This is a genomic window from Streptomyces sp. NPDC002787, assembly GCF_053592095.1.
Map to the genome: position 1 here is coordinate 15,250 of NZ_JBSFVC010000014.1, position 24,180 is coordinate 39,429.

Annotated in this window: 19 protein-coding genes; 5 read left to right on the top strand and 14 right to left on the bottom strand. The window is 71.4% G+C overall.

The window, feature by feature from the left end:
- Window positions 1-32: 32 nt before the first annotated feature.
- Window positions 33-701: an RBBP9/YdeN family alpha/beta hydrolase gene (locus ACWD26_RS20415; RefSeq protein ID WP_451271928.1), complete on the top strand. Its 669-nt coding sequence runs from the start codon at window positions 33-35 to the stop codon at window positions 699-701.
- Between the two features lie 13 nt (window positions 702-714).
- Here the strand turns inward: ACWD26_RS20415 and ACWD26_RS20420 are convergent, their stop codons facing one another.
- The 4 genes from ACWD26_RS20420 to ACWD26_RS20435 all read right to left on the bottom strand — a co-directional run bounded on the left by ACWD26_RS20420 (window position 715) and on the right by ACWD26_RS20435 (window position 5,259).
- Window positions 715-2,457, bottom strand: a complete 1,743-nt coding sequence (locus tag ACWD26_RS20420; protein WP_451271930.1) for a penicillin-binding transpeptidase domain-containing protein — start codon at window positions 2,455-2,457, stop codon at window positions 715-717.
- Window positions 2,458-2,634: 177 nt separating this feature from the next.
- Window positions 2,635-3,408, bottom strand: a complete 774-nt coding sequence (locus ACWD26_RS20425; RefSeq protein WP_451271932.1) for an energy-coupling factor ABC transporter ATP-binding protein — start codon at window positions 3,406-3,408, stop codon at window positions 2,635-2,637.
- Window positions 3,396-4,157: a cobalt ECF transporter T component CbiQ gene (gene cbiQ / locus ACWD26_RS20430; protein WP_451271934.1), complete on the bottom strand. Its 762-nt coding sequence runs from the start codon at window positions 4,155-4,157 to the stop codon at window positions 3,396-3,398. The genes ACWD26_RS20425 and cbiQ overlap by 13 nt, the downstream gene beginning before the upstream one ends.
- Before the next feature lies 1 nt (window position 4,158).
- Window positions 4,159-5,259: an energy-coupling factor ABC transporter permease gene (locus ACWD26_RS20435; RefSeq protein ID WP_451271936.1), complete on the bottom strand. Its 1,101-nt coding sequence runs from the start codon at window positions 5,257-5,259 to the stop codon at window positions 4,159-4,161.
- A 233-nt stretch (window positions 5,260-5,492) separates the two neighbouring features.
- Here ACWD26_RS20435 and ACWD26_RS20440 point away from each other — a divergent pair, with 233 nt between their 5' ends.
- The gene (locus ACWD26_RS20440) at window positions 5,493-5,831 is read left to right on the top strand and encodes an SsgA family sporulation/cell division regulator (protein WP_451271938.1); all 339 of its coding nucleotides are present in this window, start codon (window positions 5,493-5,495) and stop codon (window positions 5,829-5,831) included.
- A gap of 139 nt (window positions 5,832-5,970) precedes the next feature.
- Window positions 5,971-6,753 carry a histidine phosphatase family protein gene (locus tag ACWD26_RS20445; RefSeq protein WP_451272328.1) on the top strand — a complete coding sequence of 261 codons (783 nt, stop codon included), beginning with the start codon at window positions 5,971-5,973 and terminating at the stop codon, window positions 6,751-6,753.
- Here ACWD26_RS20445 and ACWD26_RS20450 read toward each other — a convergent pair.
- From ACWD26_RS20450 to ACWD26_RS20470, 5 genes are all read right to left on the bottom strand, one after another.
- Window positions 6,737-7,609, bottom strand: coding sequence for an intradiol ring-cleavage dioxygenase (locus ACWD26_RS20450; RefSeq protein ID WP_451271940.1), 873 nt, complete (start codon window positions 7,607-7,609; stop codon window positions 6,737-6,739). The genes ACWD26_RS20445 and ACWD26_RS20450 overlap by 17 nt on opposite strands.
- Window positions 7,610-7,727: 118 nt before the next feature.
- Window positions 7,728-8,069 (bottom strand): hypothetical protein, encoded by a 342-nt coding sequence (locus tag ACWD26_RS20455; protein WP_451271942.1) that lies wholly within the window; start codon window positions 8,067-8,069, stop codon window positions 7,728-7,730.
- Window positions 8,066-8,575 carry a DinB family protein gene (locus ACWD26_RS20460; protein WP_451271944.1) on the bottom strand — a complete coding sequence of 170 codons (510 nt, stop codon included), beginning with the start codon at window positions 8,573-8,575 and terminating at the stop codon, window positions 8,066-8,068. The genes ACWD26_RS20455 and ACWD26_RS20460 overlap by 4 nt, the downstream gene beginning before the upstream one ends.
- A 214-nt stretch (window positions 8,576-8,789) precedes the next feature.
- On the bottom strand, window positions 8,790-11,060 hold the full coding sequence (locus ACWD26_RS20465) for an MMPL family transporter (protein WP_451271946.1): 2,271 nt from the start codon (window positions 11,058-11,060) through the stop codon (window positions 8,790-8,792).
- Window positions 11,061-11,282: 222 nt separating this feature from the next.
- A complete protein-coding gene (locus tag ACWD26_RS20470; protein WP_451271948.1) occupies window positions 11,283-11,885 on the bottom strand; it encodes a TetR/AcrR family transcriptional regulator in 603 nt (200 codons plus the stop codon).
- Window positions 11,886-12,202: 317 nt separating this feature from the next.
- Here ACWD26_RS20470 and ACWD26_RS20475 point away from each other — a divergent pair, with 317 nt between their 5' ends.
- Entirely contained in the window at window positions 12,203-15,502 is a 3,300-nt protein-coding gene (locus ACWD26_RS20475; RefSeq protein ID WP_451272330.1) for a S41 family peptidase, read from the top strand.
- Window positions 15,503-15,687: 185 nt separating this feature from the next.
- On the opposite strand, the gene ACWD26_RS20480 is transcribed toward ACWD26_RS20475, so the two are convergent.
- From ACWD26_RS20480 to ACWD26_RS20495, 4 genes are all read right to left on the bottom strand, one after another.
- Window positions 15,688-15,993: a hypothetical protein gene (locus tag ACWD26_RS20480; protein ID WP_451271950.1), complete on the bottom strand. Its 306-nt coding sequence runs from the start codon at window positions 15,991-15,993 to the stop codon at window positions 15,688-15,690.
- Window positions 15,994-16,098: 105 nt separating this feature from the next.
- A complete protein-coding gene (locus tag ACWD26_RS20485; protein ID WP_451271952.1) occupies window positions 16,099-16,992 on the bottom strand; it encodes an SDR family oxidoreductase in 894 nt (297 codons plus the stop codon).
- Complete coding sequence (locus ACWD26_RS20490; RefSeq protein ID WP_451271954.1) at window positions 16,989-17,924, bottom strand: alpha/beta fold hydrolase; 936 nt, start codon at window positions 17,922-17,924, stop codon at window positions 16,989-16,991. The genes ACWD26_RS20485 and ACWD26_RS20490 overlap by 4 nt, the downstream gene beginning before the upstream one ends.
- Window positions 17,921-19,531, bottom strand: a complete 1,611-nt coding sequence (locus ACWD26_RS20495; RefSeq protein WP_451271956.1) for a flavin-containing monooxygenase — start codon at window positions 19,529-19,531, stop codon at window positions 17,921-17,923. The genes ACWD26_RS20490 and ACWD26_RS20495 overlap by 4 nt, the downstream gene beginning before the upstream one ends.
- Before the next feature lie 157 nt (window positions 19,532-19,688).
- Here ACWD26_RS20495 and ACWD26_RS20500 point away from each other — a divergent pair, with 157 nt between their 5' ends.
- A complete protein-coding gene (locus ACWD26_RS20500) occupies window positions 19,689-20,369 on the top strand; it encodes a MerR family transcriptional regulator (protein ID WP_451271958.1) in 681 nt (226 codons plus the stop codon).
- Window positions 20,370-20,593: 224 nt separating this feature from the next.
- Here the strand turns inward: ACWD26_RS20500 and ACWD26_RS20505 are convergent, their stop codons facing one another.
- On the bottom strand, window positions 20,594-23,800 hold the full coding sequence (locus ACWD26_RS20505; protein WP_451271960.1) for an AfsR/SARP family transcriptional regulator: 3,207 nt from the start codon (window positions 23,798-23,800) through the stop codon (window positions 20,594-20,596).
- Between the last annotated feature and the right edge of the window lie 380 nt (window positions 23,801-24,180).

Sequence of the window (24,180 nt, forward strand, 5' to 3'; positions counted from 1 at the left end):
ACCGCGTGATCCGTTTCGCTGACGATCGTGGGATGACAGATACTCCGCCGACTCCGACAGCCCATGACAGCCGCGCGTTCCTGATCCTGCACGGTTGGCAGAACCACCGGCCCGCCGCCCACTGGCAGCACTGGCTGGCGGACCGCCTCACCGACCTGGGCCACGAGGTGGCGTACCCGCGGCTCCCGGAGGCGGACGACCCGGACCTGGAGCGCTGGCTGGCGGAACTGGACGCGCTGCTGGGGGAGTTGGCGGAGCGGCGGATCACGGTGGTCTGCCACAGCCTCGCGTGTCTGCTGTGGCTGCACGCGGTCGCGCGGGACGACATCCTGCCCGGCCCCGTCGACCGCGTCCTGCTCGTCGCCCCGCCCGCCCCGGAGGTCGCCCTGGAGCACCCGGAGATCGCGGAGTTCGCCCCGCCGGAGCTGAGCCCCGCGCGGCTGGCCGAGGCCGCCTCGTACACCCGGATCGTCGCCGGCGACAACGACCCGTACTGCCCGCACGGCGCGGCCACGACGTACGCCGAACCGCTGGGCCTGCCCGCCGACGTGCTGCCCGGCCAGGCCCATCTGGACCTGGACGCGGGCTACGGTCCCTGGCCGTCGCTGTTCGACTGGTGCCTGCACACGGCGCCGGAGACGTACGAGAAGCTGCCGGTCCACGGCCGCTCCGGGCACCGCGTGCCCGCCCCCGAGAGCTGAGCGGCCCGGTGGCTCAGCCCCCGCTGCCCGCCTTGAGGAGCGCCGCCACGATCGGGCCCGCCGACTCGCTGCCGTGGCCGCCCTGTTGGACGACGCCGGCGGAGGCCAGATCGCCCTTCCACGCGGTGAACCAGCCGTTGGGTTCCTTCTGCCCGTCGACCTCGGCGGAGCCGGTCTTGGCGCCGTAGTCCGGGCCGAGGCCCGACATCGCCTCGGCCGCCGTACCGGCCGCGGCGGTGTACTGGAGGAGGTCGCGCAGCTGGGAGCGGACGGTGTCGGACATGGGCCGGGAGGCCGTCGCGAGGGTGCGGTTGTCGACGGTCGGCGGGACCAGGTACGGCTGCTTGAAGACGCCCGTCTTGGCCGTCGACACCACCGACGCCATGTTCAGCGGGTTCATCCGCACCCCGCCCTGCCCGATCAGCGAGGCCGCCATCGGGGCGTCGCTCTGCACCGGCACCGCGCCGTCGAAGCTGGACACGCCGATGGCCCAGTTGTTCAGGCCGAGGCCGAAGACCTGCTGGGCCTCCTGGGTCAGGGAGTCGTCGTCCAGCTCCTTCGCCTGGGAGATGAAGGCGGTGTTGCAGGAGCGGGCGAAACTCGCCTTGAACGTGCCGTTCTTGATCTCGAACTTGTCGTCGTTCTGGAACTTCCAGCCGCCGTACGACGAGAACTTGGGGCACGGGTGGACCTTGTCCGCCGAGGCCAGGCCCTTGTCGATGAGCAGCGCCGACGACACGATCTTCATGGTGGAGCCGGGGGCGAGCGAGCCCTGGAACGCCACGTTGAAGCTGCTGGAGTTCGCGGCGGCCAGGATCTCGCCGGTCGAGGGGCGCATCACGACCACGGACGCCCGCTTCGTGGCCTTCACCTGCTCCTCGGCGGCGGCCTGCAGCGACGGGCTGAGCGTCGTCTTCAGCTCCCCCGGGGTGCCCTCGCTCAGCTCCAGCAGCGTCTTGTCGTCGGCCTTCTCCTTGGCGGACTTGGTGGACTTGGTGGAGTTCGTGGGCTTGGCGGAGGACTTGTCGTCCGACTCGTCCTCGGCCGGGTCGGCGCGGACGATCCGCAGCTCGACCCCCGCCTTGCCGCCCGCCTTCTTGCCGTACTTCTCCCGCAGACCGTCCAGCACCGAGCCCAGCGACGGGTACTTCTCCGTCGTCAGCTCGCCGCCGTCCCGGTCGAGGGCCTTCACCGGGGGCGTGCCCGCCTCGCCGGTCACCAGCCGGTCGCCCTCGTCGAGGTCGGGGTGGACGACGGACGGCTGCCAGTCGACGACCGGTTCGCCGTCCTTCTCCGCCCGTACGACGGTGAGGGCGGACTCGTACGTCAGCGGCTTGTCCGTGCCCTTGTAGGAGACCGTGCCCTTCACCGTGAACGGAACCTTGTCGCCCGTGCGCTTGCCCCGGGTGAGGGTGACGTCCTTGATGTGGGCGTCCTTGGTGAAGCCGGTCAGCGCGGTCCTCGCGGCGGCCGAGTCGTCCGTGGCGGCGGCGGCCTTCGCGACGGTGCCCTTCTGCCAGGCGGTCAGGAACGCGGTCGCGGCCGTACGGACCTCGCCGGCGGACAGGGGGCCGCTCTTCACGGCCTTGGCGTCGGACGAACCGTCGTTGGCCGCCGCGCCACCGCCGAACACCGTGTACACGGCGAACGCCCCGCCGCCGAGGGCCACGACCGCCACACCGCCCAGCACGAGGTGCCGCCGTGACCTGCCCGACTTCACGGTCTTCCGCTCGTCGACACGCCTTCTCTTACCCACGCTCCCGACCTTCCGCTGCCCCCGGCTGCCTCTCGTCCCTCAACGAGAACACCCACACTAGAGTCCCGGGGATCACTCCGTGGGTTCGGCCGGGGATATGTACGGACACCCGTACCCCGCGATGAAGAGCACCCCGTCGCGGCTCTCGCGGGGCGTGGCTCTCAGCCGCCTCCCCCGTCACCGACGAGACGTCGCCGTTCGCGGGTCGAAGCCGAACGGCAGTTCCAGCCGATGGGCCCGCATCAGCTCGTCGTCGGCGAGGAGTTCACCCGTCGCCCCGTCCGCCGCGATGACCCCCTCGCTGAGGATCAGCGAGCGCGGGCACAGTTCGAGGGCGTACGGCAGGTCGTGCGTGACCATGAGGACGGTGACGTCCAAGGACCGCAGGATGTCGGCGAGTTCGCGGCGCGACGCGGGGTCGAGGTTGGAGGACGGCTCGTCGAGGACGAGGATCTCCGGCTCCATGGCGAGGACGGTGGCCACGGCCACCCGGCGGCGCTGCCCGAAGGAGAGGTGGTGCGGCGGCCGTTCCTTGAACTCCGCCATGCCGACCCGTTCGAGGGCACGGTCCACCCGGGCCTCCAGCTCGGGCCCCTTCATCCCCGCCGCAGCCGGCCCGAAGGCCACGTCCTCCCGCACGGTCGGCATGAAGAGCTGGTCGTCGGGGTCCTGGAAGACGATGCCGACCTTCCGCCGGATCTCGGCCATGTGCCGCTTGCCGACCGGCATCCCGGCGACGGTCACCGTCCCGGCGCCCCCGGTCAGGATGCCGTTGAGGTGCAGGACGAGGGTGGTCTTGCCGGCCCCGTTCGGCCCGAGCAGCGCGACCCGTTCGCCGCGTCCGATGGCGAAGTCGACGCCGAAGAGGGCCTGGTGGCCGTCGGGGTAGGCGAAGGCGAGGCCGGCGACTTCGAGGGACGGGGTGATGGCATCGGTGGTCACAGGGTCCATCCCAGCAGACAGACGACGAGCGCGGCGACCGGGAGGGCGAAGGCGTACGACCACTGCGCCCGGGACGCGGTCACCTCGTCGATGACGGGCATGGTGCCCGCGTACCCCCGGCTGATCATGGCCAGATGGACCCGCTCGCCCCGCTCGTACGAGCGGATGAACAGCGCCCCGGCGGTCTTGGCGAGCACACCCCAGTGCCGTACGCCACTCGCCTCGAAGCCGCGTGACTCGCGCGCGATGCGCATCCGCCGCATCTCGTCGGTGATGACGTCCCCGTAGCGGATCATGAAGGACGCGATCTGGACGAGCAGCGGCGGGAGTCTGAGGCGCTGGAGGCCGAGGAGGAGGGCGCGGAGTTCGGTGGTGGCGGCGAGGAGGACGGAGGCGGCGACGCCCAGCGTCCCCTTGGCGAGGACGTTCCAGGCGCCCCACAGCCCGCTGACGCTCAGCGACATCCCGAGGACCTCGACGCGTTCGCCCTGCGCCACGAACGGCATGAGCACGGCGAACGCGACGAACGGGACCTCGATCAGCAACCGCCGCAGCAGGAACCGGGCGGGGACGCGGGCCGCGTACGCGACCACGCCCAGCAGCACGGCGTACAGCCCGAACGCCCACATCGCCTCCCGGGGCGTCGACACCACGACGACCACGAAGGCGAAGACGGCCGCGAGTTTGGTGTGCGGCGGCAGGGCGTGCACGGGCGAGTGCGCGTGCCGGTAGAGCTTGTGGGCGTGGCCGGCGCCCATGTCAGACGTTCTCGGGCACGGAGCTGGGCGACGTGGCGTCGCCCTCGCCGGTACGCCGCTTGCGTACGGCCCAGAAGATCCCCGTCCCGGCGACGACGGTGACGCCGACGCCGATCACGCCCGCGAGACCGCCGGCGAGACGGGCGTCGGTGAGGCCTTCGACGCCGTAGTCGGCGAGCGGGGAGTCGGCGGCGGCGTGGTCCTCGACCTTGGCGTCGAAGCCCTTGTCGGCGGCGACCTTCTCCAGGCCGTCGGGGTCGGCGGAGGCGTAGAAGCTGACGACACCGGCGAGGACGAGGGAGGCGCCGAGACCGGCGAGGAGGAACTTGCGCGTCGAGCGGGCGGCGACGGGGGCGGGCTTCGGCTCGGCGGCGGGGGCGTCGACCAGTTCGCCGTTGACGCGGAGCTTGAGCGGGGCGGTCAGGCCTCGGGCGCCGTGCACGAGGTCCGGTCGTACGGCGATGACGGCGCCGACCGTCGCGGCGGTGATCGCGGCCTCGCCGATGCCGATGAGGGTGTGGACGCCGACCATGGCGGTGAGGACCGAGCCGAGCGGCACGTCCGTGGTGCCGCCGATCGCGTAGACGAGCGTGAAGGCGGCGGCGGAGGCGGGCACGGAGAGCAGGGCGGCGACGAACGCGGAGACGGTGACCGAGCGGCGCGTCTTCGGCAGGAGCTTCACGAGCCCCCGGAAGACGGCGTATCCGACGAGGGACGTCACGACCGCCATGATGGTGATGTTCACGCCGAGGGCGGTGAGGCCGCCGTCGGCGAAGAGGATGCCCTGCATCAGGAGCACCACGGACACGCAGAGGACCCCTGTGTAGGGGCCCACGAGTATCGCGGCCAGCGCCCCGCCGAGGAGATGTCCGCTGGTGCCGGCGGCCACCGGGAAGTTCAGCATCTGCACGGCGAAGATGAACGCGGCGACGAGTCCCGCGAGCGGTGCCGTGCGCTCTCCCCCACGCTCGACTTCGCTCGCGCGGGAGGTGCCCCCCTGCTCACGCCGGGCGCCGCGCAGGCTCACGGCGACCGCACCGGCGGCGACGACTCCGGCGACCGCCGAGACGGGGGCGTTGATGAATCCGTCGGGGACGTGCATGCGAGGGCTCGCTCTCCTGGTCGGGGCAGGGCCACCGGGATGGCTGGAACCTTACGATGATAGAGCCCTATTGCGAGCTTCTTGCAAGAGCGCGTGGGGGACGATTAGCGAACGTCTCGCCGAGCCCGCTCCGGAGGCGGGTGGCGGAAAATATGCGACATTGGAGAAGCAGTGGACAGTGGACAGCGGATTCACAGCTTCCGCTTGGGTCACTCAGCGTGAGGAGCAGCCCGATGTCTGTCACCGTCGAGCAGTACGCCAGGGCCCATGTCGTCACGGACTCCCCCGATGACCTGGACACCGTGCCGGTCATCCTCCGCTACGACCCCGACGCCTCCACCGTCCGCGTACGCCTCCCCGGACCCGACGAGTGGACCTTCCCCCGCGACGTCCTCGAACGCGGCCTCCGCGCCCCCACGACCGCCGGCCCCGTGAGCATCTGGCCCTGCGGCCGCGTCCAGGCCGTCATGGAGTTCCACTCCGCCCAGGGTGTCGAGGTCATGCAGTTCGACACGCAGGCGCTGACGCGGTTTCTGCGGCGGACGTACACGGCTGCGCCCGTGGCGCGCTGAGGAGGGCGTCCCCGGGATGTGCGGGGGTATGCATGACGGCGTGGAGCGGGGGGCCGCCGCACGCCGCATGGGGGGACGCGTGACAGCGCAGAGGGACGGTGAGGGGCTGGCGCCGCCGTACGCGCTCGCCTCGCTGTGGGTGGTACGGCACGGGCAGAGCACCGCGAACGTCGCGTACGCCGAGGCCGAGCGGACCGGGTCGACCGAGCCGCTGCCGGGCCGGGGTTCCGAGGTTCCGCTGTCCGAGCTGGGCCGCGCGCAGGGCGGGGCGCTGGGTGGGTGGCTGGCCGGGATCTCCGGTGGTGGGGGTGATGGTGAGAGCGGCGACGGCGGTGGCCGGGGGCCGGACCTGGTGGTCTGTTCGCCGTACGTACGGGCCCGGCAGACCTGGGAGTTGATGGCCGGGCATCCACGGGTGGCCGTCCCGCCTCCGCTGCTCGTCGACGAGCGGTTGCGGGACCGGGAGATGGGCGTCTTCGAGATGCACCCGCCCGGCGCGATGCGGGTCCGCTCGCCCGAGGAGGCGGCGCGGCGGGCCCTGCTGGGTGACTGGTTCTACCGGCCGCCGGGCGGGGAGGCGCTGACCGACGTGGTGCTGCGGGTACGGGACTTCGTCGGCGAGCTGGACCGGGTGGCACCCGGCCGGCGGGTGCTGCTGGTCGCCCATGACGCGATCGCCGTGGCCCTGCGCCTGGTGTGCGCGGGGCTGGGTGCGGCGCTCCCCGGACGGCTGCCGCCCGTCCCCAACGCCTCGGTCTCACGGTGGGACCGCGACGGGGGACGGTTGCGGCTGACGCGGTGGGGGGACACGACGCACCTCGACGTCGCCGAGCCGGGGATCTCGACTGGGCCGGGGGTTACGGCTGGGCCGGGGGTCTCGACTGGGCCGGAGGCCGGCGGCCGGGTTACACCGGCACCGTGAGCGTGGCCGTGTAGCCCTTGTCGGTGCTGCCTTCGAGGGTGGCGAGCTGCTGGTCGTAGCCGTCGCTGAAGATGTTGTCGGTCTCCAGGGAGAGCTGGCCGAGGTTCTGGACGCTCTGCTCGTAGCCGTCCGTGGCGTACACGGTGTCGCAGACGTCCTTGGGGAAGGCGAGCTGCGAGGTGGCGACGATGTTCTGGGCGGCGGTGGCGTCGTCCAGGCTGCCGTACACCTCGAAGTGGATGTGCGGCCAGCGGCCCGTGTAGCAGGCGGGGAAGATCGACGTGAAGGTGACCTGGCCCTTCTCGTCGGCCTCCTGGACGCCGCGCAGGTAGTTCTCCTCGGTGGCTCCCTCGGAGTAGAGGGAGTAGAGGCCCGCCCGGTCGCAGTGCCAGAGGTAGACGGCCGCGCCCTCCATCGGGGTGTCGCAGCCGGAGGACTGGTCGACGATGGTCAGCGTGACCGTCAGCGGGATGCCCTCGGCGACGCCGCTGGCCGAGCCGAAGCTCTTCGTGATGTCGCGGCGGACGACACCGCTCTCCTTGAGGACGTTCGGGCCGTTCGAGCCGTCACCGGGGTACGGGCCGGCGGTCTCGTTCGGGATGACCTCGCAGTCCGAGCCGGAGGAGCCGGTCGAGGCCGAACCTGAGGAGGACGAGTCCGACGAGGCGGTGCTGGACTCGTCCGTGGAACAGGCCGCCACCAGCGGGACCATGCTCGCGCCGGCCAGCAGTCTGATCATGCGGCGGCGGGCGAACACGGGGAGGTCGTAGGAGAGTCCTCTGTCGAACTCGTCGTCGTGGTGGTGGCCATGCCCGTGGCCGTGGCCGTGGCCGTTGCTCTTGGGTGCTGTGCTCATGTGCCGAACCGCGCCTTCCGAATGTTCCCGTCATGGAATGCGCGTGATGCTATGAGCGATTCCTGTGAGATTCCCAGGTCTCCGCCATGGCGTTCCTGTCAGGCGGCGCGGCCTTCCGTCACCGTGCGGCCGACAGCATCACGAGCGCGAACAGCACGACAGGCGTCACGATCATCGCGGTCAGATGGACGACCAGCGTCCGCGTCAGCCTCAGCACGGGGAACAGAACCAGCCCGCCCACGAGCCAGTACAGGTAGATCCGGCCCGCGGAATGCCAGGCCTCGGTCTCCTCCGCGCGGGTGGTGGGCTCCACGAACAACGCCCCGACCGCCATCAGCAGAAGCACGCCGCACAGCAGGACGTCCCCTGCCCCTACGCCGACCGCGACGCGCTGGTCCGCCCGGCGCAGGCGTTCACGGCACGAGGGCCGGATCGCCCGAGGCTCCGCCGACCCGCTCACGCCCCCACCACCCCGTCCAGCCCCTCCCGCAGAAGGTCCGCGTGGCCGTTGTGGCGGCCGTACTCCAGCAGCACGTGGATCATGACCATCCGTAGCGAGACCTCCTCGTCCCACCGCGGCTGATGGCCGGCCAGGTCCAGGGACTCCGCCTCCCGTTCGATACGGCGTGAGGTCTCCACCTCCGCCTCCCACGCCCCGAACGCCTCCGCCCGCGTCGAGGCGCTCGCGTCGTACGCCGCCTGGAAGTCGATCTCCTTCGACCACACCATGGGGGCGTCGTGGTCCTCGAACACCCGGCGGAACCAGGCGCGTTCCACCTCGGCCATGTGCCGGACGAGGCCCAGCAGCGAGAGCGTCGACGGAGGCATCGACCGGCTGCGGAGTTCCTCGTCCGTGAGGCCCTCGCACTTCATGGCGAGGGTCGCCCGGTGGTAGTCGAGGAAGGCCCGGAGCGTCTCGCGTTCGGTGCCGAAGTGGGGCGGGTCCACGCGCTGGTCGTCGGCCACTGGTCGGTGCTCCTCATCCTCGGCGGACCTTGTCGAAGAAGACCCTGATGTCGGCCGCCCAAGCTACCGGCCCGCCCAACGCCACCCCACCCGGCCGTCCCCTCACACGCGGAAAGCCGGTGAGGGCTCCCGTCCCCACGGGCCCTCACCGGCGGTCCTGCGCGGCTGCCGGTCCTGCTCGGCTGCCGTCCGTCACGTCGGACGCAGAGTCACGTCACGCGCGGACCAGCTCCCTGTCCTCGTCGTCGTCGGCCGACTTCTTCGCGGCGTCGTCCGGTGTCCGCAGGGCCTCACCCTCGACGTCGACGTTCGGCAGGGCACGGTCCAGCCACTTCGGCAGCCACCAGGCCTTGTCGCCGAGGAGCGTGAGTACGGCGGGGACGATGACCATGCGGACCACGAACGCGTCGAAGAAGACGGCGATCGCGAGGCCGAAACCAATCATCTTCACCATCGACTCGCTGGAGGTGATGAACCCCGCGAAGACCGCCATCATGATGATCGCCGCGGCCGTCACCACGCGGGCGCCGTGCTTGAAGCCGGTCACGACGGCCTGGCTGGGCTTCTCCCCGTGGACGTACGCCTCGCGCATGCGGGTGACGAGGAAGACCTCGTAGTCCATCGCCAGGCCGAAGACGACACCCACCATGAAGATCGGCATCATCGCCATGATCGGTCCGGTCTCCTCGACGCCGATCAGGCCGCCCAGCCAGCCCCACTGGAAGACCGCGACGACGGCGCCCAGCGCGGCGAGCACGCTCAGCAGGAAGCCGAGAGCCGCCTTCAGGGGGACCAGGATCGAGCGGAAGACCAGGATGAGGAGGAGGAAGGCGAGACCCACGACGAGACCCAGGTACGGGATCAGGGCGTCGTTCATCTTCTGTGAGAAGTCGATGTTCATGGCCGTGGTGCCGGTGACCAGCACCTCCGCGTCCGTCTCGCCCTTGATGTCCACGCCCGCGTCACGGATGGAGTGGACCAGGTCCTCGGTCTGCGGCGAGGAGGGCTTGGAGTCCGGGATGACGGTGATGATGAAGGTGTCCCCGGCCTTGTTGGGCGTCGCCGGGGTCACCGTCACGACGTCCTTCAGGCCCTTGATCTCGTCGCCCACCTTGGTGGCGGCCGCCTGCGGATCGGCGCTGCCGTCGGCGTCGACCACGACCATCAACGGGCCGTTGAACCCGGGCCCGAAGCCCTCCGACAGCAGGTCGTAGGCGCGGCGCTGGGTGGTGGACGTGGGCTGCGAGCCGTCGTCGGGCAGGCCCAGTTCCAGCGAGGTGGCGGGAACCGCCACGGCGCCGAGGCCGACGATGCCGAGGAGCAGTACGGCGACAGGGCGACGGACGACGAAGCTCGCCCAGCGCGTGCCCATGTTGGCCTTGGTCTGCTGCCCCTGGACCGGCTGCCCCTGCTCCTGCCCGCCCTGCTCCTGCTTGGCCGCGGCCTTCCCTCGGCCGAACCGCTTGCTCTTCGCGTCCGCCGGCTGGACCTTCCCGCCCGCGTAGCCGAGCAGGGCCGGAATCATGGTCAGGGCGATCAGGACGGCGATGACGACGGTGCCCGCCGCGGCGACGCCCATCTTGGTCAGCATCGGGACACCGACGACCGAGAGGCCGGCCAGGGCGATCACGACCGTCAGGCCGGCGAAGACCACCGCGGAGCCCGCCGTGCCGGTGGCCCGTCCGACCGCCTCCTCGCGGTCGCGGCCCTCGGCCAGCTCGGCCCGGTAGCGGGAGACGATGAAGAGGGCGTAGTCGATGCCGACCGCGAGGCCGATCATCGCCGCCAGCGTGGAGGTGGTCGAGCCCAGGTCCAGGGCGTTGGCGAGGGCGGTGATGGTGGCGACGCCGATGCCCACGCCGATGATCGCCGTCAGCAGCGGCAGTCCGGCCGCGACCAGCGAGCCCAGGGTGATCACGAGGACGACCGCGGCGATGGCGATACCGATGATCTCGCCGACCCCGGCCTCCGCGGCCGCCTGCAGCGCGTCACCGCCGGCGTCGACGGTCAGCCCGCCGTCCCGCGCGTCCTGCACGGCCTCGTTCAGGGCCTCCCGCGACGACTCCTTCAGCTCCATGCCGGGGACGTCGTAACTCACCTGCAGGTAGGCGACGGTGCCGTCCTGGGAGACGGCCTGCGTCTGGTACGGGTCGGTGACGGAGGTGACCTCGGAGCCGGTGCTCAGCTCCTTGACAGTGTCCTCGACGGTCGCCTTGTTGGCGGCGTCCGTCATCTTCTCGCCCTCGGGGGCCTTGAAGACGACCCGAGCGGTGCCGCCGTCGGCACTCATGCCGGGGAAGCGCTCCTCCAGCAGGTCGAAGGCCTTCTGCGCCTCGGTGCCGGGGATGGAGAAGGAGGTCGAGCCCGCGGCGGGCGCGGAGGCGGCGCCGACACCCGCGAGCGTCAGCAGTGCCACCCAGACAAGGGCTACCAAGTGTCGTCGCCGGAAGGCGAGTCGACCCATTTTGTAGAGGAACGTGGCCACGGGGGGTACTCCCGTTCAAGTCGTGGACGTGCAGGAGGGCAGGACGGATCGACCCGTGCCGAGGGTGGGAAAGGTGGGGAAGGCAGAGAAGAGGCAGGGGTGATCGGCCCGACGACGAGGGGGGCACCTCCCGCCTTGAGCGGAGCCGAAAGGTGGGGGAGGTCGCGTCAGGTGAGGGGGACCGCCCGGGAGGGCGGCTACGCGGTCAGGTCGGGCTGTCGGTCAGTCGGTCGGTACACCGAGGGCGGGGAGCACCACGGCGTCGATGTACGAAACCAGGAAGTCCTGCGTGGGCGGCAGGTCCTCGATCAGACCCCTCGCGACGAAGGCTCCGATGAGCATGTGCAGCACATATTCGACGGCCGGGTTGTCCGGACGGACCTCGCCCCGGTCGACGGCACGCTGCAGCACATGGCGGAGCTCCAGCATCTCGGGCTCGATGATCAGCTCGCGGAACGCCTTCAGGAGGTCGGGATTCCCGTGGATCGCCATGGCCAGGCCCCGCATCAGCGCGGAGTTCTGTTCCATGGCGCAGTCGTCCTGGCTCCTCACCAGCGCGTGCATGTCGCCCCGGAGGGACCCGGTGTCGACGGAGCTGATGTCCGGTCCCGGCTTGTTGTGCCGCATCGCCTTCGCGACCAGCTCGGCCTTGCCGCCCCACTGGCGGTAGAGGGTGGCCTTGCTGGAGCGGGTGCGGGCCGCCACGGCGTCCATGGTGAGGGCGTCGTAGCCGACCTCGCGGAGCAGGTCGAGCACGGCCGCGTAGAGCTCGGCCTCGCGCTCCGGCGTGATCCGACTGCGGCGCACCGTCGCGGTCTCAGTCATCCCACTCCCCTGCTCCGGCTGGACGTTCGAGGCGACAAGGCTACCGGCCACGCGGCAGGGCACGGGCCGGACACCCCGCCTCTAGAACGAAACGGTTTCGTACGCTTATTAAGATACCCCGGGAGTCAAAGAAAACGAAACCGTTTCGTTCGTGTCGTGGGTCACCCGCCCGTCCGCCGGTCCGCCGGTCCGCCGGTCCGCCGGTCCGCCGGTCCGGCCGTGCGCCGGTCGGTCGTCGGTCGTCGGTCGTCGGTCGTCGGCCGGTTTCACGAGTTGCCGCGCCCTCCGACGCGTAAAAGCATGGGGAGGTGAGCGACGTGTACGAGCGGGCAGCCGGCGGCGAGGTGGACGACACCACCGCCGGAGCCTCCGGCTACCTCCGCTTCCCCCACCTCAGCGGCGACCGCCTCTGCTTCGTGGCCGAGGACGACCTGTGGCTGGCCCCGCTCGACGGTTCGGAGCGCGCTTGGCGGCTCACCGTCGACCGTACGAAGGTCGCCGGCCCGCGCTTCTCGCCCGACGGCCGGCTCATCGCGTACACGAGCTGGCGCAGCATCGTCCCGGAGATCCATCTGGCCCCCGTGGACGGCGGCCGGCCCGCGCGCCGGCTGACCCACTGGGGCAGCCCCGACACCGAGGTCCGCGGCTGGACGCCCCCTGAATCCGACGCCGAGGGGCGCTCGGACATCCTGGCCGTCGCCTCGCACGGCGAGCCGTTCTCGTACTACACCTGGGCCTACAAGGTCCGCACGGACGGAGACCCCGGCCGCAAGCTCCCCTGGGGCCCGGTCTCCGACATCCAGGTCGCCGAGATCGACGGCGAGCGCAGGACCCTGCTCCTCACGGGCACCCCGCCCCACGAACCGGCCTCCTGGAAGCGCTACCGGGGCGGTGCCACGGGCCGGCTCTGGCTGCACGGCGAGCGGCTGCTGGCCGACCTCGACGGGCACCTCCACTCCCCCCTGTTCGTCGGCGGCCGGATCGCCTTCCTCTCCGACCACGAGGGCGTCGGCAACCTCTACTCCTGCGCGTACGACGGCTCCGACCTGCGCCGCCACACCGATCACGACACCTTCTACGCCCGGCACGCGGCGAGCGACGGCTCCCGGGTGGTGTACCAGTGCGCGGGCGACCTGTGGCTCGTCGACGACCTGTCCCCCGACGCCGTCCCGCGCCGGCTCGACGTACGGCTCGGCGGTTCGCTCACCGGGCGGCGGCCGTACCAGGTGCCGGCCGCCCAGCACGTCGACGGTCTCTCGGTCGACGACACGGGCCGGGCGAGCGCGGTCGTCGTACGCGGCAGCCTGTACTGGCTGACCCACCGCGACGGCCCCGCCCGGACCATCGCCGACACCCCGGGCGTCCGCGTCCGGCTGCCGGAGATGCTCGGTTCCGGCGGGCAGGTGGCGTACGTGACGGACGCGGACGGCGAGGACGCGATCGAGATCGCCTACCTCCCCCGGGCGACCGGCGACCGCGAGCCCCGCCGCCTCGCCTCCGGCGACCTGGGCCGCGTACTGGAACTGGTGGCGGACCCGGAAGGCGAACGCCTCGCCATCGCGGCGAACGACGGCCGCCTGCTCCTCCTCGACGCCACCGAGGAATCGAACGGCGAGGTCACCGAACTCATCACCTCCCTCAACGGACCCGTCCGCGACCTCGCCTTCTCCCCGGACGGCGCCTGGCTGACCTGGTCCCACCCGGGCATCGGCCGCACGCTCCGCCAGATCAAGATGGCCCGGATAAAGGACCGGCACATCGTCGACGTCACACATGGCCGCTTCGAGGACGAGAACCCGGTGTTCACGCGCGACGGCCGCTACCTCGCCTTCCTCTCCTGGCGCGGCTTCGACCCGGTCTACGACGTCCACACCGGCGACCTCTCCTTCCCGCTCGGCTGCCGCCCCTACCTGGTCCCCCTCTCCTCCGCCACACCCTCCCCGTTCGCCCTGAACCCCGACGGCCGCCCGGTGGCCGGGGGCATGGACCCGGCCGAGGACGAGGACACCGGCGGCACGGTGACCGTCGAGACCGAGGGCCTGGAGAACCGGGTCACGCCCTTCCCGGTCACCGCCTCCAAGTACTCGGCGCTCCACCCGGTCGCGGGCGGCGGCCTCGTCTGGCTGCGCTGGCCGATCTCGGGCGCCCTGGGCGAGACCTTCGCCAACCCGGACGACATGACCGGCCGCCCGACCCTCGAGTACTTCAACATCAGCAAGGCGAAGAAGTCCGAACTCGTCGAGCACCTGGACTGGTTCGCGGTCAGCGGCGACGGCTCACGGCTGGTCGTCGTGGACGAGGGCGATCTGCGGGCCGTCCCCGCGACCGAGGCCGGCGACAGCGACTCGACCGTCTGGATCGACCTGCGGCGCGTGATGCACGAGGTCGACCCGGCGGCGGAGTGGCGCCAGTCGTACGCGGAGGCCGGCCGCCTGATCCGCGCGTACTTCTGGGACCCGCGGATGAGCGGCATCGACTGGGACGGCGTCCTGGACCAGTACCGCCCCCTGGTCGAACGGGTCGCCTCCCCCGACGAGTTCGCGGACCTGCTCAGGGAGGTGCTGGGCGAACTGGGCACCTCGCACGCCTACGTCTCCGCCGCGCGCCGCAACGAGGGCCCGCCCCACTACCAGCGCCGCCAGGGCCTGCTGGGCGCCAACTTCGTCCACCGGGAGGCGGGGTGGACCGTCCGCCGCATCCTCCCCGGCGACTCGTCCGACTCCAAGGCCCGCTCCCCCCTGGCCGGCACGGGCATCCGGGAGGGCGCGGTCCTGACCCACGTCGACGGCCGCCCGGTGGACCCGGTGACGGGCCCGTACCCCTTGCTGGCGGGCGCGGGCGGTACGACCGTCGAGCTGACGTTCACTCCGGCGGAGGTCGCGGGCCGCTCCCGCCGCGTCGCCGTGGTCCCCCTCGTCGACGAACGCCCCCTGCGCTACCAGGACTGGGTCGCCAAACGCCGCGAGGTCGTACGGGAGTTGAGCGGCGGCCACTGCGGCTACCTGCACATCCCGGACATGGGCGGCTCCGGCTGGGCCCAGTTCAACCGCGACCTGCGCATGGAGGTGTCCCGGCCCGCCCTGATCGTCGACGTACGCGGCAACGCGGGCGGTCACATCAGCGAGCTGGTCGTGGAGAAACTGACCCGCACGATCCTGGGCTGGGACCTGACGAGGGACGCCCAGCCGGTCTCGTACGCCTCGTCCGCCCCGCGCGGCCCGGTGGTCGCCCTGGCGGACGAGGCGACGGCCTCCGACGGCGACATGATCACGGCGGCCTTCAAACTCCTCGAGCTCGGCCCCGTCGTCGGCCAGCGCACCTGGGGCGGCGTCGTCGGCATGACCGGCCGCCACCAGCTCGGCGACGGCACCGTCATCACCGTCCCCATGAACGCCGCCTGGTTCGACGCGTACGGCTGGACCATCGAGAACAGAGGCGTCACCCCGGACCTGGAAACCCTCCGCACCCCCCTGGACTGGGCGGAAGGCCGCCACACCCAACTGGCCGCCGCGGTGACCCTGGCCCTGAACCTCCTCCACACCACCCCAGCGGCAACCCCTCCGGACTACACGAACACCCCCAACAGATCCCGCCCGAAGCTCCCGAAACGCCCCTGAAAGGGGCGCACTATAGGGGCGCGGGGAACTACGCAACGACGCGAAGCGTCGAAGGGGCGCGGGGAACTGCGACCAGCCCCCACCCACCCGCACCCGACAACGCACCCAAAAAGGCAAACAAAAACGCAGGGCACCCCCAAAAAAAGGAGGGCGCCCCACGCATCCGGCCAAGCCCAGCGCAGCGGCTACGCGTCGTAGTCCTGCCGGAACCGGTCTTCCTCGTCCCGCATCAACCGCTCGGTCTCCTCGTCCCGCCGCTGAGCACCACGCTCCGGCTGCCCGTGCGTGCGCTCACGCTCCCGCTCGCCAGGCCGCTGAGCCGACCGCTCGCGCTCCCGCTCGCCAGGCCGCTGAGCCGACCGCTCGCGCTCCTGCCGCGCACGCTCCTCGGGGGAACGCCCACGCGACTCCTCCGGCGACTGGCCGGACTTCCGCTTGGCCTGCTGCTTGAGCTGTTCGGCCTTGTCCTGGAACTGGTCCTTCATGCCCATGTGGATTCACTCCCGTAGTGGGTGAGGGGATCGGGGCTCAACCAGACAAACACGGGCGGACATCCCACGCATTTCGATCAGTAACGCTCGGTCAACGCCCGGTGATCAGGACCCCGGCGCTCCCACCCCCCGCGTCCGCTCGTCCGCCGCCCCGCCGGCCCCCACCAGCCCCTTGGCGACCCCGCGAAGCCGCGGCTCCATCCGCCGCACCTCGCGCGGCGCGAACGTCCCGATGAGGCCCGGGAGATACCCCCGTACGCCCTGCGTCCCCCGTAGCCACCACTGCCCGTACACATGGCTGGACCGCCGCTCGATCCCAGCGACGAGCCGGTCGACGGCCGGCCCGAGCGGATACGTCTTGCCGGCCGGCCACGGCAGCCGCTCCCGCAACTCCCGTAGCGCCTCGTCCTTGTCGGCCCCGCGCACCATGTCCGTGTCGGTCCAGGACAGATACCCGATCCCGACGCCGACCCCCTGGTGCCCGACCTCGGCCCGCAGACAGTGCGCGTACGCCTCGACGCCCGACTTGGACGCGCAGTACGCCGTCATCATCGGCGCCGGGGTGATCGCCGCGAGGGAGGCGATCTGCAGCAGATACCCCCGGCTCTCGATCAGCGCGGGCAGGAACGCCCGCCCGGTGACGGCCGATCCGACGAGGTTGACCTCGATGACGCGGCGCCAGGAGTCGGGGTCGGAGTCGACGAACGGCCCGCTGTTCGCGACGCCCGCGTTGGCGACGACGATGTCGACCCGTCCGAACCGCTCCTTCACCTCGGCCGCGACCCGCGTCATGGTCTCGTGGTCGGTGACGTCGGCGTGCCAGTACTGGCTCTCGCCGTACAGCCGTTCCGACACCCGCTTCAGCTCGTCCGGCTCCAGCCCGACGAGCGCGACCTTCACCCCGCGCACCGAGAGCTTGCGCGCGAGGAGTTCCCCGACGCCCCGCGCGGCCCCGGTGACGACCGCGACCCGCCCCTCAAGGGTGCTGCCCCTACTCATGCGCCCGCCTCCTCCAACTCGTCCCGCCCAGCACGTACGTACATCGTCACCAGCCCGCGTATCCGGGCGGTGACCGCCTCCGGTGCCTCCACCGGCGCCATGTGCCCGACGCCGGTCAGCTCGCTCACGCCCACACAATCGGGCAGCGCGGCGGCCAGGGTCCGCGTGTGCACGGGCGGGGTCATCCGGTCCGCCGTGCCGACGACGACGGCCGTCGGCACCGTCAACTCCCGTACGCCGTGGTCGACATCGAGCGTGTCGAGGACGTGCGACCAGGCGTGGCGCACCTTGGCCGGACACGCGTGCACGATTCGCGCACACGCCTCCACCATCACGGGCGACGAACCGGGGCCCATCGTCGCGTACTTGAGGATCCGCCGGGCGATCGGTGTGACCGGCCCGAGCGGCGCCCGGGAGCCGAGGATCTTCCGGGTGAGCCAGGTGCGTGCCCGCCCGGCCCGCAGGGGCACGACCAGCGACTCGGTGACCAGCCGCGAACTGCCGGTGCTGCACAGCAGAACGGCCGCCGCGTGCTCCCGGAATCCCGCGCGCCCGGCGGCTGCCATCAGGGTCATCCCGCCCATGGAGTGCCCCACCAGCACCGCTTTCTCGCCCGGCGCGAGCGTCGCCGCGAGCACCGCCTCCAGATCGTCGGCGAGGGCGTCCGCGCTGCACACGGGGGAGGCGGGACTGCGGCCGTGGCCGCGCTGGTCGTAGGCGACGACCCGGTGGTCGACGCAGAGTTCGCGGATCTGCGCCGCCCAGAACGCGGTCGAGCACGTCCAGCCGTGCACGAGCACCACGACCGGGGCGTCCTCCGGCCCATGGACCTCGACGTGCAGCCGCGCCCCGTCGGCGGACTCGGCCGCCAACTCCCGTACGGCGACGGGCGGCGCGTAGGGCCCGTGCTTCACATGGGTCAGTCGGGTCACGCTCCGGCCTCCACCTTCTCCGTACCGCTCTTCCTCGCCCCGCCGGATTCCTCCGTACCGCTCTTCCTCGCCCCGCCGGATTCCTCCGTACGCGGCCGAGCTACCCGCAGCACCTCGTACTCACTCAGGTCGACCCGCCGCGTCGCACTCCGGAACTCAGCTGTCGTCCCCGGCCAGACGGTGGTGTTGCGGCCGTTCGCGTCGAGGTACCAGCTGGTGCAGCCACCGGTGTTCCAGACCGTGCGCTCCATGCGCTGCTGCACGCGCTCGTTCCAGGCATCCACGGCGGCGGGCCGGGCGTCGAGGGCGACCCGGCCGCCGAGCACGTCCAACTGCCGTACGAAGTCGGCCAGGTAGTTGAGCTGGGACTCGATCATCAGGATCATGCTGGAGTTCCCGAGGCCCGTGTTGGGCCCGATGATCGTCATCCAGTTCGGGAACCCGGCGGCCGACGCCCCGCGCAGTGCCCGCATCCCGCGGTCGGCCCAGGCCTCGGCGAGGGTCCGGCCGTCGGCGCCCACGACGCGGTCGGCGATGGGCAGGTCGGTGACATGGAACCCGGTGCCGAAGACGATCGCGTCGACCTCGGCGGTGGACCCGTCGGCGGCGACGAGCGTGGAGCCGTCGACCTTGGCCAGCCCGGAGGTGATCACGTCGACGTTCGGCCGGGTGAGCGCCGGATAGTAGGAGTTGGACAACAGGATGCGCTTGCAGCCGATGCGGTAGTCGGGGGTGAGGCGGGCGCGCAGGTCCGGGTCCTTGACCGCACGGGCCAGATGCCGCCTGGCCACCTGCTCCACCACGCCCAGCACCTTGGGGCGCTTGGTGAAGGCCTGGACCTGCAACTCCCGGATGCCCCACAGCGCTCCGCGCCGGGCCCGCGCGGTGAAGGGCAGCTGCCGGTGCAGCCACCGCTCGACGCCGCCGATGGGCCGGTCGACGCGCGGCAGCACCCAGGGCGGGGTCCGCTGGAAGAGGGTCAGCCGGCCGGCCTCGGGCTGGATCGCCGGCACGATCTGGGCCGCGGAGGCGCCCGTACCGATCATCGCGACGCGCTTGCCGCGCAGGTCGTAGCCGTGGTCCCAGCGGGCGGAGTGGAAGACCTTGCCGGGGAAGGAGCCGAGCCCCGGCAGCTCGGCCTCGGTCGGGATCCTCGGGTCGGAGAGCGGCCCGGTCGCGGAGACGACGACATCGGCGGACAACCGCCCGCCGCTGGTCTCGATCTCCCAGCACAAGCGCTCCCCGTCCCAGGCCATCCTCAACACCTCGGAGTCGAAGCGCAGATGAGGCCGCAGCCCGAAGACATCCGTCACATGCTCCAGATAGGCCCGGATGTGCTGCTGGCCGGAGAAGGCGCGCGGCCACTCGTAGTCGGTCGCGAACGAGAAGGAGTAGAGGTGGGACGGCACATCGCAGGCGCAGCCCGGGTAGTCGTTGTCCCGCCAGGTGCCGCCGACGGAACCGGCCCGCTCCAGCACGACGAAGTCGGTGATCCCCTCGCGTAGCAGCCGTACCGCCGCCCCGAGCCCGCCGAACCCTGACCCGATCACCGCCACCCGCACATGCGGCCCCCGCTCCGGCCCGCCCTCGTCCCCGCGCCTGCCCATCCGGTACCTCCACGCCTCATCGCGTGCGCCCACCGCGTCCGCACCTCAGGTCCGCGCCAGTAATCACTGGCGCAGTGGGGAGCGTAGGGCAGGACCGTACCGATGGGTAGGGGTCGGGCGCTCTGGAGTTACCAGCGGTACGACATAGGCTGCGCGCGTGGCAGAAGACGGCGAGCGACACGAGTACCGCATGGAGGAGCTGGCCGAGGCGGCCGGCATCACCGTACGCACCCTGCGCTTCTACCGGGAGCGCAAACTGATCCCGCCACCCCGCCGCGAGGGCCGGATCGCCTGGTACGACGACACCCACCTGGCCCGGCTGCGCACGATCTCGGCGCTGCTGGAGCGCGGCCACACCCTGAGCGGCATAGCCGAGCTGGCCGAGGCCTTCGACCAGGGCCGCCACGTGGGCGAACTGCTCGGCCTGGGCGCCCCCACCGAGGAGGTCCCGGTCCGCCTCACCCCCGAGGCACTCGCCGACCACTTCGGCGACCAGGCGACCCCGGAGAACCTCTCCGCCGCCCTGGACCTCGGCTATCTCGCCACCGACGGCGGCGAGATCGTCCACATCAGCCGCCGCCTCCTCGACGTCTCGGCCGCACTGGTCCGCGAGGGCGTCCCCCTCGCCGACGTCCTCGCGGCCGGCCGCCGCGTCCGCGAACACGCCGAGGCCCTGGCCACCCTCTTCACCGACCTGATCCTCACCCAGCCGGGCCACACCCCGGAGGACCTCCAACGCCTGCGACCCCTGGCGAAGAGCGTGGCGGAGGCGGAGCTGTCGATGGCGCTGGACCGGCGACTGCAAGAGTCGACATATAAACAAAGTCAGAATGAATAGACCTCGAAGAAAAATCACCCATTAGAGGGACGGAGAATCGTTAAATCACGCCCGCCACGTGGGCTACTGTTTCCGAGTCGGTCGACCAGACGCCCTAACTTCGGACGCTCGCTCGAATCGGGAGACCAGTGCGTACGTTTTCCATCCTGCTCGCCACCGCCGCCCTATGGGTCATGAACATGACTGCCGCGCACGCCGAGTGCATTTGGTGAGCCCCCCGGCTCTCAGGAGCCGGTAGCACCCCAGTCGTCGAACAGGCGGTGCAGTTCAGCTGCCTCCCCGTCCGCCCCGAGCCTCCGGTACATCACCATCGCGCGTTCCGCGTGAGCCCGGGCGGACGGGATGTCATGCATTCGGAGACCCGCCCGGGAAATACCGGCCAGTGCCCGCGCCGAACACATTGAATAGCTGTGCTCGTGCGCGATGGAAAGCGCGTTCCGATAGGTCTCCAGCGAGATGCCCCACCGCCTCTCCGCGTAATGCGTGTCGGCAATTCCGAGGAGCGCCCGCTGCCGCTCGTACGGATTGTCAATACGCCGGGCAACCTCCTCCGCGGCCCCGAAGTGGGCAAGGGCATCCGCCGTGCGTCCGGAACTCGCGCATGTATCGCCCAGCGAGATCAAGGTGTTGACCTCACCGATGGCGTCCCCGCACGCCCGGTGGCTGGCCAAGGCCCGACGGAAGCAGGCGAGCGCCCGCTCCGGCTGACCGGTGGCGGAGTACACGGCACCGATGTTGGTGTCGAGAATCGCCAGCTCCTTCTTCCCTCCGATCTCGTGCATCAGGACCAAGGCGTGCTCGTAGTAGTAGAGGGCCTCCTCATGGAGCCCCAGAGCGAGCCGGATGTCCCCCAGGTTGTTCCAGGCGATCGCCTCACCGTGACGGTCGCGCAGTTCGCGGTGGATCACCAGCGCGGTCCGGAAGCAGTGCGTCGCCTCGGTGTACTCCGCCCGGTGCACCCGGGCCGTGCCCTGCACGTTGAGGGCCGCGGCGATGCCGAGCCGGTCGTCGACCGCTCGGTAGAGCACGAGGCAACGGTCCAGTTCCCGCAGACACGCCTCACCGCGAGCGGCCCCGAGATGGGCCCGGCCGATCTCGAGCAACGCGTCGGCGCGGCCCCGGGAATCACCGAGATTTTCGAACAGCGCGAGCGCCTCGGTCGCGGCGGCGAGGGCCGCGTTGTGGTCCTCCCGGGCCAGGACGCTCGCCCGCTCCACGAGTGTCCGGGCGAGGGCCGGTCGATCCTCGCCCGAGCGCAGCACAGTGAGGGCGGCGGCCTGCAGTTCGGCGGTGATGTCGTGCGTGCCCCAGCGCTGGAGGGAGTGAGCGAGCACATGCGGGAACAGCGCGGCGAACTCGGGGAACTCCCCCGCGGCCGTGCGGGCCACGGCCAGCAGATTGCCGCGCTCCACCGACAGCCACACGGATGCCTCGTCAGCGGCGGACTCGGCGTGTGCAGCCGTGGTGAACCCGGGTGTGATCGGTGCGATCAGCTCCGCCGGGACGTGCCGTCGACGACGCCGCGAGTAGGCGAGCCGGTCCGCCCGGTCGGCGGCGGTGAGGTAGTACGACATCAGCCGCCGCAGTGCCGCACGACGCTCGGCCGGCGGGTCCTCCTGGCGGGCCAGTCGGACGCCGAAGGCGCGTGCCAGATCGTGGAGTTGATAGCGGTCCCGGACCGGCTCGTCCAGGAGGTGGCGGTCCAGCAGGGACTCGGCCGCACGGCGTACCGCGCCCGGCTCGACGTCCCCGGACAGCGCCATCGCCGCCTCCAGGGTGATGTCGGGGCCCGGATGCAACGCCAGCCGGCGGAACAGCCGGCGCGCCGAGGCGTCGAGGTCGGCGCAGGACATCTGCAGGGCGGCGGCGACCCGCTCGTCGAACTCCTCCAGCCGGTCGGTGGCGCCGTCCAGCCGGTCCGCGACGTATTCCAGATCCCAGGTGTCCCGGTGCCGGAACCGGCTCGCGTGCAACTGCAGCGTGAGCGGGTGCCGGCCGCACAGTTCCACGACGCGGCGCAGTGCCGCCGTGTCGGAGACCCGGGCCGCCCCCGCGATCCGGGCGAAGAGCGCACCGGCCTCGGACACCGACAGCACGTCCAGGAGCAGCGATGTGGCGCCGTCCAGTTCGGTGAGCCTGTTGCGGCTGGCCACGAGCGCGTGGCAGTCCGGCGAGCCGGGCAGCAGAGGGCGTATCTGCTCGGCGTCCCGGACGTTGTCGAGCACGAGAAGCACCCGGCGCCGGGCGGTCCACTCACGCCAGCGCGCGGTCCGCTCGTCCAAGGTGGCGGGGAGTGGATCGGGGACACCAACGGTGTGCAGCAGGAAGGCCAGGGCGTCCGCCGGATCGTAGGGCGGCTGGTCGCCGTAGGCGCGCAGATCCACGTAGAACTGGCCGTCCGGGTAGCGCCCGCGCATCCGGTGCGCCGCGTGCACGATCAGCGCCGACTTGCCGACTCCGGGCATGCCGTGCACCACCGTGACGGGCAGTGCCGTCCCGTTGCCGTCGCGGACGTGGTCGGCCAGCATGATGTCGAGTTCGCTCGTGCGGCCGGTGAAGTCCCTGGTGTCACGCGGCAGGCTGCTCCCCGGACTCCTCGGCGCACGATCCGCGGCCCGCACGGCGTCCCCCTGGCCCGCCCCCTGCCCGACCACCGCCGGGCGGTGCTCCCGCAGGGCGGGGTCCTGGCCGAGGATGCGGCGTTGCAGGTCCTGGAGCTCGATGCCGGGGTCGATGCCGAGTTCCTCGCTCAGTCTCAGCCGGGTGGTGCGGTACAGGGCGAGCGCCTCGCCGTCCCGGCCGGACCGGTACAGGGCCAGCATCAGGGTGGCGACCGCCTGTTGCGCCAGCGGGTTCAGGGAGACGAGCTCATGGAGTTCGCCCAGGAGATCGGCGTGGCGGCCGAGCTCCAGCTCCAGCCGGATGCGTTCCTCCCGGACCCGGCGATGGTCCTCGGTCAGTCGCGCCCGGGCGGAGGCGGCCCAGTCGCCGGTGAACTCCGCGAACGGCTCTCCCCGCCACAGTGACGCGGCGGTGTGCAGCAGCCCGACGGCGTACTCCCGGTCACCGCGCCCGGCCGCCGCGCGCGCCTCGTCGCGCAGCCGTTGCAGCCGTACGAAGTCCACGTCGTCCGTCTGCTGGAGGCGCAACCGGTAGCGGCGTGGGGACGGCCGCTCCAGCAGCGCCAGATCACCGACGGCACGGCGCAGTCGGTTGCGCAGCCGGGAGAGGTAGGTGTGCAGCGTCTCCACCGCGGTCACCGGCACCTCGTCGTCGTCCCAGACGCGTTCGACGAGCGTATCGACGGCGACCGGGTCGCCCTGGGCGTACAGCAGGACCGCCAGAACCCGGCGCTCCTTCAGGGATCCGAGCGGGTACTGCCGTCCCCCGTGCCACAGTTCGAGCGGCCCGAGCGCAAGAAGGTGCACCACTTCCCCCAGGTGGTTCCGCTTCGTCCAGGCGTTTCTTCCAGGCGTTTCGTCAGGCTTGCCGTCAGGCGCTTCGCCCAGCGTTGCTTCAGGCGCTCCGTCCAGCGTTGCTTCAGGCGTTTTTCCTCGCGCCGCGGTTTCCGCACAGACGGCCGGTGGATCGCACATCTGTCCACCTCGTGTCTCACTGTCGCCACCGTGACGGATAGAACAGAGGTGCAAGGCAGGGCGCACAGTCGCGCGAAGGGGCGCACGCAACCGAGCAGTGGGGCCGCACGCGCGAGGTGCAAGTTTTCTGCAAGGGCGCCGTCAAACCGTCCGGGCAGACCCCATCCTGTGGCCGCGCACGATTCCTGGGGCCACTCCTCAACTCTGTTGGTTCA